The sequence below is a fragment of the Nitrosomonas nitrosa genome (genome assembly GCF_003051105.1).
Lineage (GTDB): Bacteria > Pseudomonadota > Gammaproteobacteria > Burkholderiales > Nitrosomonadaceae > Nitrosomonas > Nitrosomonas nitrosa.
Genome location: NZ_QAOO01000009.1, coordinates 1 through 13386, shown reverse-complemented (window position 1 = coordinate 13386; position 13386 = coordinate 1). Strand labels below are relative to the sequence as shown.

The 13386-nt window shown below is 44.0% G+C and carries 18 protein-coding genes; 13 read left to right on the top strand and 5 right to left on the bottom strand.

Annotation, left to right across the window (positions count from 1 at the left end):
- Nucleotides 1-72: 72 nt before the first annotated feature.
- The 3 genes from C8R30_RS06405 to C8R30_RS15830 are packed head-to-tail and all read right to left on the bottom strand — an operon-like array spanning nucleotide 73 to nucleotide 1883.
- Nucleotides 73-738, bottom strand: coding sequence for a hypothetical protein (locus tag C8R30_RS06405; protein WP_107789792.1), 666 nt, complete (start codon nucleotides 736-738; stop codon nucleotides 73-75).
- A 14-nt stretch (nucleotides 739-752) separates the two neighbouring features.
- Nucleotides 753-1730 (bottom strand): hypothetical protein, encoded by a 978-nt coding sequence (locus C8R30_RS06400; protein WP_107789791.1) that lies wholly within the window; start codon nucleotides 1728-1730, stop codon nucleotides 753-755.
- A 6-nt stretch (nucleotides 1731-1736) separates the two neighbouring features.
- Nucleotides 1737-1883 carry a hypothetical protein gene (locus C8R30_RS15830; RefSeq protein ID WP_181258707.1) on the bottom strand — a complete coding sequence of 49 codons (147 nt, stop codon included), beginning with the start codon at nucleotides 1881-1883 and terminating at the stop codon, nucleotides 1737-1739.
- Nucleotides 1884-1977: 94 nt separating this feature from the next.
- On the opposite strand from C8R30_RS15830, the gene C8R30_RS06395 reads away from it, so the two are divergent.
- The 10 genes from C8R30_RS06395 (at nucleotide 1978) to C8R30_RS06345 (ending at nucleotide 10187) form a co-directional block, all read left to right on the top strand.
- Nucleotides 1978-3158, top strand: a protein-coding gene (locus C8R30_RS06395; protein ID WP_107789790.1) for an IS3 family transposase whose coding sequence is annotated in 2 segments (ribosomal slippage) — nucleotides 1978-2248 and nucleotides 2248-3158 — 1182 coding nt in all. Because the reading frame shifts where the segments join, the coding sequence is not laid out codon by codon here.
- 588 nt (nucleotides 3159-3746) lie between these two features.
- Nucleotides 3747-4028 (top strand): acyl carrier protein, encoded by a 282-nt coding sequence (locus C8R30_RS06390; RefSeq protein ID WP_181258706.1) that lies wholly within the window; start codon nucleotides 3747-3749, stop codon nucleotides 4026-4028.
- Complete coding sequence (locus C8R30_RS06385; RefSeq protein ID WP_219908823.1) at nucleotides 4025-4366, top strand: helix-turn-helix domain-containing protein; 342 nt, start codon at nucleotides 4025-4027, stop codon at nucleotides 4364-4366. The genes C8R30_RS06390 and C8R30_RS06385 overlap by 4 nt, the downstream gene beginning before the upstream one ends.
- Nucleotides 4353-5183 (top strand): ImmA/IrrE family metallo-endopeptidase, encoded by an 831-nt coding sequence (locus C8R30_RS06380; RefSeq protein WP_107789788.1) that lies wholly within the window; start codon nucleotides 4353-4355, stop codon nucleotides 5181-5183. Before C8R30_RS06385 ends, C8R30_RS06380 begins: the two co-directional genes overlap by 14 nt.
- Nucleotides 5180-5938 carry a hypothetical protein gene (locus C8R30_RS06375; protein ID WP_107789787.1) on the top strand — a complete coding sequence of 253 codons (759 nt, stop codon included), beginning with the start codon at nucleotides 5180-5182 and terminating at the stop codon, nucleotides 5936-5938. The genes C8R30_RS06380 and C8R30_RS06375 overlap by 4 nt, the downstream gene beginning before the upstream one ends.
- Nucleotides 5922-6929: a nucleotide kinase domain-containing protein gene (locus tag C8R30_RS06370; RefSeq protein WP_107789786.1), complete on the top strand. Its 1008-nt coding sequence runs from the start codon at nucleotides 5922-5924 to the stop codon at nucleotides 6927-6929. The genes C8R30_RS06375 and C8R30_RS06370 overlap by 17 nt, the downstream gene beginning before the upstream one ends.
- Nucleotides 6916-7809 (top strand): nucleoside triphosphate pyrophosphohydrolase family protein, encoded by an 894-nt coding sequence (locus tag C8R30_RS06365; protein ID WP_107789785.1) that lies wholly within the window; start codon nucleotides 6916-6918, stop codon nucleotides 7807-7809. The genes C8R30_RS06370 and C8R30_RS06365 overlap by 14 nt, the downstream gene beginning before the upstream one ends.
- Nucleotides 7810-7980: 171 nt before the next feature.
- Complete coding sequence (locus C8R30_RS06360; protein ID WP_107789784.1) at nucleotides 7981-8256, top strand: type II toxin-antitoxin system RelE/ParE family toxin; 276 nt, start codon at nucleotides 7981-7983, stop codon at nucleotides 8254-8256.
- A 26-nt stretch (nucleotides 8257-8282) separates the two neighbouring features.
- Nucleotides 8283-8585, top strand: coding sequence for a HigA family addiction module antitoxin (locus C8R30_RS06355; RefSeq protein ID WP_090669948.1), 303 nt, complete (start codon nucleotides 8283-8285; stop codon nucleotides 8583-8585).
- A gap of 831 nt (nucleotides 8586-9416) precedes the next feature.
- A complete protein-coding gene (locus C8R30_RS06345; RefSeq protein ID WP_090669938.1) occupies nucleotides 9417-10187 on the top strand; it encodes an MlaA family lipoprotein in 771 nt (256 codons plus the stop codon).
- Nucleotides 10188-10298: 111 nt separating this feature from the next.
- Here C8R30_RS06345 and htpX read toward each other — a convergent pair whose 3' ends face one another.
- A complete protein-coding gene (gene htpX, locus C8R30_RS06340; RefSeq protein ID WP_090669935.1) occupies nucleotides 10299-11183 on the bottom strand; it encodes a protease HtpX in 885 nt (294 codons plus the stop codon).
- Nucleotides 11184-11502: 319 nt separating this feature from the next.
- Between htpX and C8R30_RS06335 the strand changes: the two genes are divergently transcribed.
- From C8R30_RS06335 to rpsT, 3 genes are all read left to right on the top strand, one after another.
- Nucleotides 11503-11670: a rubredoxin gene (locus C8R30_RS06335; protein WP_090669932.1), complete on the top strand. Its 168-nt coding sequence runs from the start codon at nucleotides 11503-11505 to the stop codon at nucleotides 11668-11670.
- Nucleotides 11667-12821: an NAD(P)/FAD-dependent oxidoreductase gene (locus C8R30_RS06330; RefSeq protein WP_107789782.1), complete on the top strand. Its 1155-nt coding sequence runs from the start codon at nucleotides 11667-11669 to the stop codon at nucleotides 12819-12821. The genes C8R30_RS06335 and C8R30_RS06330 overlap by 4 nt, the downstream gene beginning before the upstream one ends.
- A gap of 137 nt (nucleotides 12822-12958) precedes the next feature.
- The gene (gene rpsT / locus C8R30_RS06325) at nucleotides 12959-13222 is read left to right on the top strand and encodes a 30S ribosomal protein S20 (protein WP_090669926.1); all 264 of its coding nucleotides are present in this window, start codon (nucleotides 12959-12961) and stop codon (nucleotides 13220-13222) included.
- On the opposite strand, the gene C8R30_RS16100 is transcribed toward rpsT, so the two are convergent.
- Nucleotides 13202-13386 (bottom strand): hypothetical protein (locus tag C8R30_RS16100; protein WP_218143458.1); only part of this gene is annotated, 185 nt, incomplete at its 5' end. The two genes, rpsT and C8R30_RS16100, sit on opposite strands and share 21 nt — an antisense overlap.

Genomic DNA, 13386 nt, shown 5'->3' with positions numbered 1-13386 from the left:
CTGGGTGGCGGTTGATTGTTGGGGTATTGTTGATGCATGGTTAATGCAGCTCAGTAAAAACCGTCCAACCCGTTAAAGGTTGGATCGGGCTTCAAAGGTCGCACCGGCTTTTTCCATCCATGCAGACCATGCATCTGTGATGTGTCTTTTCTCAGGCCGTTGCAGTGCGCCGTTGACGCCCAGACCGACGCCGATAAACTCTACATGGCACCCCGAAAGGATGCCAGGTGTCGGATCGGGAAGCGGTTTTTTATCGAGCACAAATTGTTTGCCCGTCAGTTCCGCCGAATGCTCGATACCGTCGGTATAGACAATCACCTTGGCATTACCGGACGCGCACTGGAATTCCCGGTGAGATTCCTCCAGAAAAGACATCAGGCGGGTTTCGTTTTGCGGTTTGTTTGCCGCTTCTTCGGCTTTCGCAATAATGGCTTTTTCCAACGCACCCCCGACTTGTGAAGGCCGCATACGCGCCGACAGTTTCACACGCTTTGTTAGCTGGAAATTGCTCAAGCCGCCATCGCCGAAAGCCATAACGGCTACGGTATCGCCCATTTTCAATGCTGAAACTGTATCCTTGGCATGTCTTGCAGCGGCATCGCGGAATGTTTTAACTTCATTCGGGTTGGACGAAGACCGATCCAGCGCAAATGTCACATGTATAGGCGTTTGTGCGTAACTTGTACCGCCCAGTGCGGTCAGTAAAGATAATGTAGTGAATTTCATCTTGAATTTCATGATTTGGTTCTCCTTTATTTAAGATTGCGGTCGATGACACTGCGAATATTTTTTGCAGTGAGTGTTTTGAGGGTTTCAATGCGGGGCTTGATATGCCCCAGATCAGGCTGTTTGCCGAAAAACCGGCTTAACGCCGAATCCGGCTCGTCATTGCCAGTCTGTAGTGCAGGATTGTTCTCGATTGCCGACTCGGCGCGTTGTACAAATTGACCGGCCAAACCGGCGATCATCAACGCCGCCTTGTTTCTGAGCGCACTGTCAGTCCAGTTTTTAAGCCGGTCGTATGCCTTTACAGTTTTGGGATAAATGTTGATATCCGTCTGAAATTGTCCCCATGCCTGTTTGGCGATCTTCTGGTTGGACAGGGCATGATAAATAGTTGAGGCATTCGTGAAGATCGTACCTATGCACTGGCCGCCTACAAACAAACCCATTATCGAAATGCCCATGACGCCCGCGACAAAAAACGGTGCGGCAAGCACCATGTTGTCTTGCAGCCACGTGACGATGGCTTGTCCTATTGAACCGGCATCGGCCTGTTCCACCGGCAACCCGAAAATCGTGTCGGGTGTGCCTGTGGTGGCCGTGGCAACCGCGCCGGGAAATAGCAGTATGCCCAAGAACAGGCCGCCAGCCAGTACGTAAAACGGCGCGAATATAGTGCTGAGATTGCGGATCAGGCGTACCGGCCATGCATCCGGATGATCCTTGCTGATCCAGTGGTAGGTTAGCATGGCGACTATCGCCGTCAACGACAATAATCCCGCTGAATGTTCCACCACCGGGTCTTCGATACCTTGCAGCAAGCCGCTGAATACGCCGTAGGCGATTGCAACCTCGATTCCAGCGGCGCAGAGAAAAATCAGCAGGGATAAAGCTGTCGGAAACAGCAGCCATAGCGCCTGTTGCGCCGTCTTTTTTATATGATTCATGGCAACGGCGACATAAGCGTATTCTTTGTCGGTCAATACCACATGTTTGATTTCTTTCATGATGATTTACTCCAGATAATTGCGCTTATGCATCAATGCGCGAATGGTTTGCGGGGAGCCTGAACCGGGTGGATTGGAAATCGGGCTATCCGGATAGGCTATGCTCAGTATCAGATGCACATTCACCATGATGCGCCGCAGTGAATCGGCCATTTCCACCTGCGCCGCATCAATGGCGTTAGAGGTGGTCCCAAGAATTCGGACAGTTTGTTAAGCTACATTTTATGACCGAAGGAGGGTCAATAAAATGAGCAAAACAAGGAAGAACTACCCTGCAAAATTTAAAGCGCAGGTGGCATTGGCGGCGTTACGCGAGGATGCGAGCGTGGCGGAGCTGTCGGCGCGTTATGGCGTGCATGCGAACGTCATCCACCGTTGGAAGAAAGAAGCCCTGGCGTCAATGGAGGCTGGCTTTTCCGGTAAGCTGGAGGTTCAGGAGAAGGATCATAAAGCAGAGGTCAAAGCGCTCCACGCAAAAATCGGGCAATTGACGGTGGAACGTGATTTTTTAGCAGATGCCTCCAGCCGGTTGGGGTTAGGAGGCGTCAGGAAATGGTAGAGCCGGGCAATGACAATCTGAGCATCACGGCGCAGTGCTGCCTGCTATCGATCAGCCGGTCTGGCTGGTATTACGATCCGAAGGGCGAGACCCCGCTCAATTTAAAGCTGATGCGGTTGATCGACGAGCAGTTTCTGGCTGCGCCGTATTACGGCTCCCGTCAGATGGCGCGGCATTTACGGCGTCAGGGTTATAATGTTGGCCGTCACCGTGTGCGCAGGCTGATGCGGCAAATGGGGATTGAAGCGGTTTATCAAAGGCCGCGCACGTCTGATCCGCACCCCGGGCACAAGATCTATCCGTACTTGCTGAAAGGGCTGGATATTGCCCGTCCGGGTCAGGTCTGGTGTGCGGATATTACCTATATTCCGGTACGCAGAGGCTTTTTATACCTGGTGGCGATTATGGACTGGTATAGCCGCAAGGTGCTGTCCTGGCGTCTGTCCAACACGATGGATACAGGCTTTTGCGTCGAGGCTCTGGAAGAGGCTCTGGCCCGCTACGGCAGGCCGGAAATCTTCAACACCGATCAGGGCAGCCAGTTCACGAGCTTTGAATTTACCGGGCTTTTGAAGGAAAACGGTATCAAAATCTCAATGGATGGCAAAGGAAGGTGGATGGACAATGTGTTTATCGAGCGGCTCTGGCGGTCTTTGAAATATGAGTGCGTCTATCTGAACGCCTTTGATAACGGCCTTCGGGCAAGGCGGGAAATCGGGCATTGGCTGGCGTTTTACAATGCGCAGCGGCCCCATTCAACTTTTGATGGACGTACGCCGGATGAGGTTTATGATGGACGAAATTTTGTTCCTCCGGCCTTGGGCTACGCCCTGCACCCGGAGGAACAAAACACAAGACAAGCGGCATGACATAAACCAACGATTTGTAGCTTAACTTCGCCGCAAATCTGTCCAACAAAGTAGGACCAGCTCTCTGGTCTTTGGCCGATGATTGCAACGATCAAACGGGTCTTGTTTGGTCGCGTCTCCATTTTGTGCTACAAAACGCTATTGTCCTACGTCGCTTCCCGTTACACGCAAGCTGTGCGTTGTACTACAAAATCTTCGATTTTTCCGCACGACGCCATCTTGGCAAAGGGGCCCGCTGCGCGCCCCTGTTGCATACCCCCGGCATAGTGGCGCATTCGGCATTGAGCCTTCATGCACCATTAAAATGTATCGCTGTATTATCACACTCACCGCTTGGAAGAATTGTCTTCCTTTGCTATACGCATATTAAAAATGAATAGTCGTAAAACGCCCTTCAAAGAGATTAATTTACAACCTTTATCTATCCCCTCGAGCAGCCGTATACTGAGTTGATGCCATCTTTTGATTTTTCATCCCTGCATAACACTAGCATTCCCAATAGAACAATGAGCTAAAAATTTAGAAGCTTGACAATATATATTACCGCCGGTAATATATTCTTACCGTTGGTAATAAATGGGGGAAATTATGACTATACAGGAATTGGAATATATTGTAATTCAATCTCTTAGAGATAATCTTGAGCTATCAGGAGAGTCGATCCCAGACATCACTAATAGCACTAAGCCAGCTTCTGATCTAGCTGGTTTTGATAGCCTCAGAGCTATCGAAGTCTTGATGAGCATTGAGGAAAAAATAGAATGTGAATTACCTCCTGAAAAAATTTTTTCAAATATTAATCTGGAAGATATTACTGTTTCGTCAATGGTGAGATCAATATATCAATTTACAAAGGAAAAAACAAAATGAGTAAACTGGAGATCGCCAATAGGCTTCGTTCTGCTAGAGAAATGGCCGGGCTTTCTCAAGGACAAGCAGCAAAACGGCTTGGAATGCATCGCCCTACTATTAGTGAAATTGAAGCAGGCCGTAGAAATGTTAAATCTGATGAATTGCTCAAACTGGCAAATTTGTACGGTGTTGAAATTACTTGGATAACTGAAGGAAAAGTGAATGAAGATAAAATTGATCAGTCTATCTTAGCTGCTGCCCGTGAACTAAGTTCAATGAAAGATGAGGACATTGAAGCTTTGATTAACACCATTAAGATGATAAAGGCTTCGGAGAATAAGGATGGAAAAAATTAGGGCAGCGCAAATTACAGCTAAAGCGCTCAAAACAAGAAAAACCTTCTTGGGTATTGATCCGCATCTACCTGTGTGCCCTTACTCTTTGTGTGAGGCGATGGGATTCGATCTTCGTTTTATAAAAATTCCTTCTTTTGAAGGTATGTATATTGCAAATAAAAATCTTATTTTAATTTCTGCTGAAAGGCCCGAGGGGCGCAAACGATTCACATGTGCTCATGAAATAGGACATCACGTTCTTAAACATGGCACCGTGATTGATGAAATTCTGGAGTGTGGGTCCAACAAACAAGAAGAACAAGAGGCTGACTTCTTCGCAAGCATGCTTCTGATGCCATCTTCAGCTGTAAATAGGACATTACTTCTCTATGGCATTAGCGCAGATAGTATTACTTCGGTTGATGCTTATACGTTGTCCAAATATTTCGGTGTTTCATATCAGGCATTTGCAACCCATTTATACATAAATCTTCGACTAATCCCTTATAGACACTATCAGAAACTCATCTCTTCAAAACTATCGGATATACGCCATTCTATTAGTGGGTTGGAAGTGAAATCACAAGTTTTCAATATTGGAAATTGGTGGGACGAAAAAGCAATTGAGCTTGAAGTCGGCGACTATATCGTATCCTCAAAAACACTTTCCGTTGATGGGCCGCAAATTCTTAAGCATGTTTCAAATAGCCAACAAATTATTTATGTGGCAACGGCGCCTGGTATCACGCGTATTTTTAGTGAGGATTGGAGTTGTTTTTTGAAAGCTAGTCAACACAAGTTCCAAGGGCTTTATCAATACAAATACGAGGAAGAATGATTGTACGTGGAAATTCAATAACAGAATGCTGGCTAAAAATACTGATTGCTATAGCTGATAGTGCGAGTACAGAAATTGCACCACTCGTGGCGAATTTTGCTGTCAACAATTCAGTCCCTGACTATCAAGAAGAACTGGAAAATGATCTCAATGAGTTTCTTAAACGTATAGGGCAGAACTCATTTGAAACAACTGCCAGCACGATATTTCCGAAAAGCCTAGCTACTGGTGATCAGAGCACAGTCTTTGAACGCTTTGAAAATATCTGGAAGCATGTAAAAAAAGATAAACAAAATAGAAATGGACATTACTTTAGACGTTTAATTGCTTTCAATGAGGCAAGCGGCCAACCAATCAATCAGCTTAAGCATATTATAGACACATATAACGGTGTAGAAGGCGTGAGAAAACCTGTGCATAGGCGTTCCGCATTAATAGCTTTGACATTCGACCCTTCGATTGATCATACATCCCAAACAATGAGAGGCTTCCCTTGCTTACAGCAGGTCTGCTTTATTCCGAAAAAAAGTGGAAAAATGACTATCAACGCTATATATGCCATGCAGCATCTTACTAATAGAGGGTATGGTAACTATGTTGGGTTACGAAATCTTGGGAATTTTATGGCCGGTAAAATGGGGCTTGAGCTAGATGAAGTCAATTGTATCGCTAGTGTACTTGAACTGGGGAGAATGAATAAAACTGAAGCCAGAAATTTTACAAATAAGTATAGAAAATATGTCGAAACAGACTGATATTATTATTAAACTCGATCCCGCCAAGCCTACAATAGCATATGACACTTTCTGGAGATTCGCTTACGAACGACAAAACGTATTTTTTGCGCGACTTAAAGTTGAAAACCCTCCATTTACAAAAGATTCAATAATTCAAGAATTCAAGTTTACCAATGTGTATCGGGCATGTGACAGAGTAAGCCAGTATCTAATAAAAAACGTAATCTACCAGAACTGTAACAAACGTACAGCAAATGATATTTTGTTCAGAGTGATATTGTTCAAGCTTTTTAACAAAATTGAGACATGGCAGTTATTGGAAAATAAATTTGGCGATCTAAATGTCGATAATTTTAATTTGGATTCTTTTAGAACTTTTCTAGACAGTGAAATGAACAGTGGCAGGACATTGTATTCGAACGCTTATATGATGGCCTCTGGATGTAAAGAATTTAATGTAACAAGAAAGCATCATGCGCATCTAATTCTTTTAAAGAGAATGCTAGATGAAAATTTGGCAGACAAAGTAGCATCATGCAAAAAGATGATGCAAGCATATGCATTACTTCTTGATTACCCTTTAATCGGCAGATTTCTAGCATACCAATACGTGACTGACCTGAACTATAGTGACCTAATCGACTTTAACGAAACAGAATTTACTATTCCCGGGCCGGGAGCTAGGGACGGAATCAAGAAATGCTTTTCTAAGCTTGGTGGCTTATCGGAAACGGATATCATCAAAATGATGACGGATAGGCAAGAACTAGAATTCGAACGACTAGGGCTTGACTTTAAAAAAATCGGAAATCGTCCGTTACAGTATATAGATATACAAAATATTTTTTGTGAAGTAGATAAATACTGTCGTGTTGCGCATCCAAATCTATCCGGTTTTTCTGGAAGAACACGCATTAAGCAGCGCTTTAAACAGAATCCTGAACCAATCAGATATTTTTTCCCCCCCAAATGGAAAATCCAATTAGGAGTAAAAGATGAATGCAGATGAGTATCAGGCTGAAGCTGCTGAGACGATGCAATTCAATAAAGATCACGAAAAGGCGCTTTCAATTGTAATGCTTGGCCTCAATGGAGAAGTTGGAGGTTTATCTACTGAATATAAGAAAAAAATACGTGATGGAGACAGCTACGCGATCTTTCGTGAAAAAATAATGGAAGAACTGGGCGATATCATTTGGTATCTCACATCAATTGCAACTATAGAAAAAATTCCTCTCTCAGAAATTCTAGAATACAACCTGAAAAAAACCAAAGAAAGGTGGATTGATCTACATAGCGAAGGTCAGCTAAACCTTGGAGGTGAATTTTTTGATGACGGATTTGAAGAGACAGAGCAGTTTCCTAGGGAATTCGTAGCGGAGTTTAACGAAGGGGTCGATAACAATGGAAAAGAATGTGTTGAAATATTCATTAACGGGCAAAAATTTGGCGACCCAATTCGTGATAACCACTACGAAGACGATTACTACAGATATCATGACCTGTTTCATTTCTCGTACGTGACTGTACTCGGCTGGTCGCCCACTGCCAGAGCATTAATGCACAAAAAAAGGCGAAGCAATGATTTAATAAATGAAATAGAAGATGGTGGAAGAGCTATTGTAATTGATGAAGCAATTTCTGCACTGGTATTTGAACACGCTAGAAATCATAATTTTTACGATGGAATTCAAACGATAGATGAACAATTACTACATACAATCAGGCAATTAACAAGACACCTTGAAGTCAAGAAGGCTACACCTAAACAATGGGAACAAGCAATTCTTACTGGCTTTGTGGTGTGGAGGAAAATGCGAAAAGAAAAAACAGGTAGGGTTGTTTGCAATCTGCATGAAAAGACGATGTTTTTTGAAGAATTATCTTAACCCTTCGCATCTCAGGACAAATTTTATATTTCAATAATTTATTTCTCCAACCATCGGATAATATAGAGTTTCATTATCATAGTTAGTAAATCACCGTCCCCTTAAACTTGATTTTAATTATCGTATCATATTGACGATTGACGTAACACGTCATGCGTGTTAGGGTTAAGAATGATAAAGAGCTTTAAATGCCGGAAAACCCAGCGCCTCTTTGACGGTCAGCATGTTGCGGCGTTTTCCAGCTTTAAACGCCAAGCGGAAAAGCGTCTCCGAATACTGGATGCCGCCATTACGCTGGAAGCGTTGGTTGCATTACCCAGCAATTGCTTTGAACGCTTATCCGGCGATAGAGTGGGACAATACAGTATTCGTATCAATCAACAATGGCGCGTGTATTTTATGTGGGACGAAGGCGCAATTGATGTGGAAATCGTGGATTATCACTGAAACAGTCTATGAAAAGGTAAACAAAGATGGTTAGAGAAGCTATTCACCCCGGCGAATTTCTCGCTGATGAATTAACGGAAATTGGTATGACGCGCACTGAGCTTGCGCGGCAAATTGATGTGCCACCAAACCGTATCTCACAGATTATTCGTGGCAAACGGGATTTAACAGCAGATACTGCTTTGCGGTTAGGACAGTTCTTTGGCACCGGCCCTGAGCTTTGGTTAAACCTGCAAAAAGCCTATGAGCTTGATAAAGCTAAAACCGCGCTAGGCAATAAAATTCGTAAAATTCATCCGTGGCAATCACAGAAAGAAGCGCTTATTTAGAATCTGGCATTTGAGTATTAGATCAAATCGGGTATGTCACTCAGCTCCCGGCATCCGGAATCTTTTCATTTGTTAATGATTTTTGTGTTTCTGATAACTCAGCTTTATCACTTATGGACAGGCTATCTTGCTTTTGTTGGCTGTTCAAACCAGTAATTCTGCTTAATCCCTAAATTTTGCAAGTTGCTCACTTGACAGTTTTTTGCAAGATTATGATTAAGTTCATCTTTTACCTTGGTCTTCTTCATAAACCTTTTTCTCTTGCTTTGTCATTAGACGCGCACTGATGATTCGTATCGTGGCATCCAATTCAGTATGAAACACCGCATCATTATGAGTTAGGTAAGACTGGCCGAGAATAGCGATGTAGCGAGGATGAGATTGATTGAGTTGGATTTTTCGATCAATTGAGACGAATAGCCGTTCTATTTAACGAAAAGGATCGGAAAATCCGGCCAACCAGGCTCGTATGCAGTCAATCAGTCTATTTGGATGAGCCTCTCCTAGCTATTGACGGAAAAACTATGTGCAGTGCGCTTGATGATCAGGGCAGACAAAAAACAAGAAGCAAAGCGAAACAATTCTCCTGAGATGACGAAAAATGTCCGCTAAATACTCGGGTTGTCTTTGATTATCTAAAAATGGCTCGAAACTCCAACCCCGGTTCAATAAGCTAGTTTGTACGAAAAATCGTGTATTCCGCGTCAACCGCCTGATCGCGTGAGACAAATCAGAAAAGGTAATCGCGAATTTAGAGGTGATCATTAGGTTGTCGCAAATACGTAAATATGGCAAGATGCCCCGTTCGCAAATAAAAACAATAGACGTAAAATGATCTTATATCGCTATAGATTTCTGGTTTTGATGTTATTAGGGTATATGCTGATTGGTTGTGCTTCGGTCGAGAATCGGAGAGATCCTTTAGAATCAATGAACCGAGCAGTATTTGCATTTAATGAAAAAGTGGATGATTTTGTACTGGAGCCAGTCGCTAGGGGGTATCGAGCGATTGTACCGGATCCGCTCGAAATGATAATTGGTAATGTTTTTTCAAACTTTGGCGATGTCGTGATTACGGCCAATGCTTTGCTGCAGCTCAAGTTCGATGATGCGGCAGCTAGCGCAACACGTGTCGTAATTAACTCGACATTTGGCTTGTTTGGAATTATCGATCTTGCGAGTGATATCAGCGCCGTGAGTGATATCGACATAAGTAAACGTAATGAAGATTTTGGCCAAACACTTGGCCGTTATGGCATTGGCCCGGGACCCTATCTTGTATTACCTTTCTTAGGTCCGAGTACGATACGTGACGCTGTAGGTATTGCGGTGGACAGTTCTATTTTTCATCCAATCTGGTCGATCTATCCTGATTTTGATTTTCTGACTGTTCGATTTCCTGCTTCAGTTGGATGGGCGATTGATACGCGTGCTCAAATGCTCGATACGGACAAGACATTGGAAGAAGCAGCCCTGGATAAATACGAATTTGTACGCGATGCTTATTTACAACGCCGTCAGAATTTGGTTTATGACGGTAGCCCACCGGCAGATGAGAGCTTCGAGTTTAATGGTGAAGATGAAACAGAAAAGCTCGAATAAGCTCGCTTGATGAGATTCAACAGGATAATCCAGTCTGTTTCTGCGTAAACTTTGCGATTCGGTAGGATACACATAACCGCATCCTACCGAATATTAAAAATAGTAACTATCTCAATACGCAGCCTCACGTAAAGCAGCAATACGCTCATCGAGAGGAGGGTGAGACATAAATAGACGACCTATCTGGCTCTGTTTTCCTGAGATACCAAACGCGGCCATTTTGTCGGGTAAATGAGAAGGTTCATACTGCTGTTTCAATCTTTCAAGAGCCGCGATCATTTTATTCCGACCGACCAGTTTTGCGCTGCCCGCATCTGCACGGAATTCACGCTGCCTGCTGAACCACATGACAATGATACTCGCAAGGATCCCCAGCACGATCTGAGCAATGATACTTGTTATGAGATAGGCTGGACCATGTTCTTCTTCAGTTTTGAAGATGATGCGATCGACTGCATGTCCGATGATTCTGGATAGGAAAATAACAAAGGTATTGACCACACCTTGAATTAAGGTCAGTGTCACCATGTCGCCATTGGCGATGTGGCTGACTTCATGCGCCAATACGGCTTCGATTTCATCTCGCTCCATTTTCTGGAGTAAACCCGTACTCACTGCAACAAGTGCATTATTGCGGCTCATACCCGTTGCAAAAGCATTGACATCAGGTGAATCGTAGATAGCAACCTCTGGCATGCCAATACCGGATGCTTTAGCTTGTCGACGAACAGTTTCAACCAGCCATCCTTCCGTTGCATTCGATGGAATATCGATGACAACTGCGCCAGTCATATGTTTCGCGCTCCATTTAGACATGGCGAGAGAAATAAGCGAGCCCCCGAATCCAATGACAGCCGAGAATACCAGCAGGGAGTTATAGTTCAACCCACCGCTTTCAGCATCAAGCACACGGTCGACACCCAATATCCTCAACGTAATGCTGAGTACCACTAAAATAGCTAGGTTGGTTGCAATGAATAAAAGAATACGTTTCATGGATTAACTCTACCTATTAGTTGTTTTTTTATTAACGAACATTTGAATAGCCTTCCAGACATTGGTTCAATTTTGCCTCAGTGGCGAAAATGAGGCATGTATTCTATCAAGCATGAATTATGAAATGGTGAAAATAGTAAAGGCGAACCAAGTTCATTCGTTGGGGTACAATTATTGAAACAATTATACGCTTCACACCTCAAAATTGGATTTTTATCACCCCTCATTCAACCTTCTCCAGCGGGAGAAGGTGTAGATGCCGAATTTTGAGGTGCGATGAGTATAAATATGCAAAATCTAATAGGAGTTTGATAATTCGATGCGAAAGTTTCAGTGCATGGTATGTGGGTTTATTTATGACGAATCGATAGGCGATCCAGAACATGGTATCGAGGCGGGAACGCGTTGGGAAGAAATCCCCGCGAGTTGGTCCTGTCCCGAGTGCGGAGTAGTCAAAGATGATTTCGAAATGGTAGAGATGATATGAGTCAGCAATCAGTTGTAGTTATTGGCAGTGGTCTTGCAGGCTACGCTGTGGCTAGGGAGTTACGTAAATTGAATAGCGATATTCCTATCACTATGTTATCTGCTGATCATGGCGGGTTTTATTCCAAGCCGATGCTATCCAATGCGTTAGCGACAGGTAAGACGCCCGCTGCTATTTTGAATTCGGATGCCGCGCAAATGACGGCCCAGCTAAAAATAGAGATACACACGCATACGCGTGCCCAGGAAATTGATCAAGCGAACAAAGCCATAAAACTTGAGAACGGTGGTCATCTAGTTTTTAGTAAATTGGTGTTAGCGGTGGGTGCCGATCCTATTCGATTGCCCTTATCAGGGGATGCGGTCGACGATATTTTGTCTGTAAACGATCTCGATGATTATCGCCGCTTTCGCGAAGCCTTAGAAGGAAAAAAAGAAATCGCCATACTTGGAGCAGGCTTAATCGGCTGTGAATTTGCTAATGATCTAGCAGGAGCAGGTTACCAAGTACGCATAATAGACATCAGTATGCAGCCTTTGGGTCGATTGCTCCCTACAGAAGCGGGTAAGTATCTGCATGATAAGCTCGCGGCAGCGGGTATCCAATTTCATTTGAATACACAAACGCAATCTATCGAGCGAAGAGGGCATCGCTATCGATTAATTTTGGCTGATGACCAGGTGATAGAAGTCGACCTGGTTTTGTCGGCAGTGGGTTTGCGGCCACGCACAACGCTAGCACAAACTACGGGTATTCATGTTAATCGCGGCATAGTGACCAATCGATTTTTACAAACCCAAGATGCAAGTATTTTCGCGTTGGGGGATTGTGCTGAGGTGGAGGGTAAAGTGTTGCCATTTGTAATGCCAATTACACACGCAGCGCGAGCAATAGCAGCCACTATCAATGGAACAGCCACACCCGTCCGTTACCCGCCTATGCCAGTATTGGTTAAAACACCCGCTTGCCCGACCATCGTGTCTCCACCTGATCCTGCTATGCCAGGTAGCTGGCAAATCGATGCTCAGCTAGATGGCCTCAAGGCTCTATTCAGAGATGAAGCGGGCAATCTTCAAGGTTTTGCTTTATTGGGCGAAGCAACCAAAGAAAAAAACGCAATCGTTTCGCTTCTGCCGCCGGTAATAGCTTAAATCGATTCAGTGATAAAAGGGAAGAGATTAATCGCGGGTTTTTTGGTTTTATGACTTAGGATTTTTATTGCAATATCTCGAGAATAAACGTAACATCCCGAGGTTTTTAGCAACTCAAATTGAGGAATTGAATATTTATGGCGAATACAGCGCAAGCCAAAAAGCGGGCAAGACAGACCGTTGCAAGGCGAGAGCGGAATTTTAGTTTGCGATCAAGGTTAAGAACCGCGATCAAAAGCGTTAGAAAAGCGATTGAGTCGGGAGATAAAACTCAAGCGCAAGCTGTTTATAGAAAATCGACGAGTATTCTCGATTCTATTGCAGATAAAGGGATTATTCATAAGAATAAAGCGGCTAGACATAAAAGCCGTTTGGCAAGCTCAATAAAAGCGATGGCCTGAGTTGTTTGTTAAAGTAGTTAAAATGGGCATTTTCGTGTAGTTTTTTATAAATAAAACGAAAAAAGGAGGGAGAATAATGGAAGCCAGGAGTTGGCTGAAGGGGCTGATGACGGTATGCGGTGTTCTGTTTGCGGGCGTATTGCAAGCGAACATATCGACGGTAC

Excerpts from the sequence above, each read along its gene's own strand:
- C8R30_RS06405 (WP_107789792.1), bottom strand. The coding sequence starts at position 738 with ATGAAATTCAAGATGAAATTCACTACATTATCTTTACTGACCGCACTG.
- C8R30_RS06400 (WP_107789791.1), bottom strand. The coding sequence starts at position 1,730 with ATGAAAGAAATCAAACATGTGGTATTGACCGACAAAGAATACGCTTAT.
- C8R30_RS15830 (WP_181258707.1), bottom strand. The coding sequence starts at position 1,883 with ATGGCCGATTCACTGCGGCGCATCATGGTGAATGTGCATCTGATACTG.
- C8R30_RS06390 (WP_181258706.1), top strand. The coding sequence starts at position 3,747 with ATGACTATACAGGAATTGGAATATATTGTAATTCAATCTCTTAGAGAT.
- C8R30_RS06385 (WP_219908823.1), top strand. The coding sequence starts at position 4,025 with ATGAGTAAACTGGAGATCGCCAATAGGCTTCGTTCTGCTAGAGAAATG.
- C8R30_RS06380 (WP_107789788.1), top strand. The coding sequence starts at position 4,353 with ATGGAAAAAATTAGGGCAGCGCAAATTACAGCTAAAGCGCTCAAAACA.
- C8R30_RS06375 (WP_107789787.1), top strand. The coding sequence starts at position 5,180 with ATGATTGTACGTGGAAATTCAATAACAGAATGCTGGCTAAAAATACTG.
- C8R30_RS06370 (WP_107789786.1), top strand. The coding sequence starts at position 5,922 with ATGTCGAAACAGACTGATATTATTATTAAACTCGATCCCGCCAAGCCT.
- C8R30_RS06365 (WP_107789785.1), top strand. The coding sequence starts at position 6,916 with ATGAATGCAGATGAGTATCAGGCTGAAGCTGCTGAGACGATGCAATTC.
- C8R30_RS06360 (WP_107789784.1), top strand. The coding sequence starts at position 7,981 with ATGATAAAGAGCTTTAAATGCCGGAAAACCCAGCGCCTCTTTGACGGT.
- C8R30_RS06355 (WP_090669948.1), top strand. The coding sequence starts at position 8,283 with ATGGTTAGAGAAGCTATTCACCCCGGCGAATTTCTCGCTGATGAATTA.
- C8R30_RS06345 (WP_090669938.1), top strand. The coding sequence starts at position 9,417 with ATGATCTTATATCGCTATAGATTTCTGGTTTTGATGTTATTAGGGTAT.
- htpX (WP_090669935.1), bottom strand. The coding sequence starts at position 11,183 with ATGAAACGTATTCTTTTATTCATTGCAACCAACCTAGCTATTTTAGTG.
- C8R30_RS06335 (WP_090669932.1), top strand. The coding sequence starts at position 11,503 with ATGCGAAAGTTTCAGTGCATGGTATGTGGGTTTATTTATGACGAATCG.
- C8R30_RS06330 (WP_107789782.1), top strand. The coding sequence starts at position 11,667 with ATGAGTCAGCAATCAGTTGTAGTTATTGGCAGTGGTCTTGCAGGCTAC.
- rpsT (WP_090669926.1), top strand. The coding sequence starts at position 12,959 with ATGGCGAATACAGCGCAAGCCAAAAAGCGGGCAAGACAGACCGTTGCA.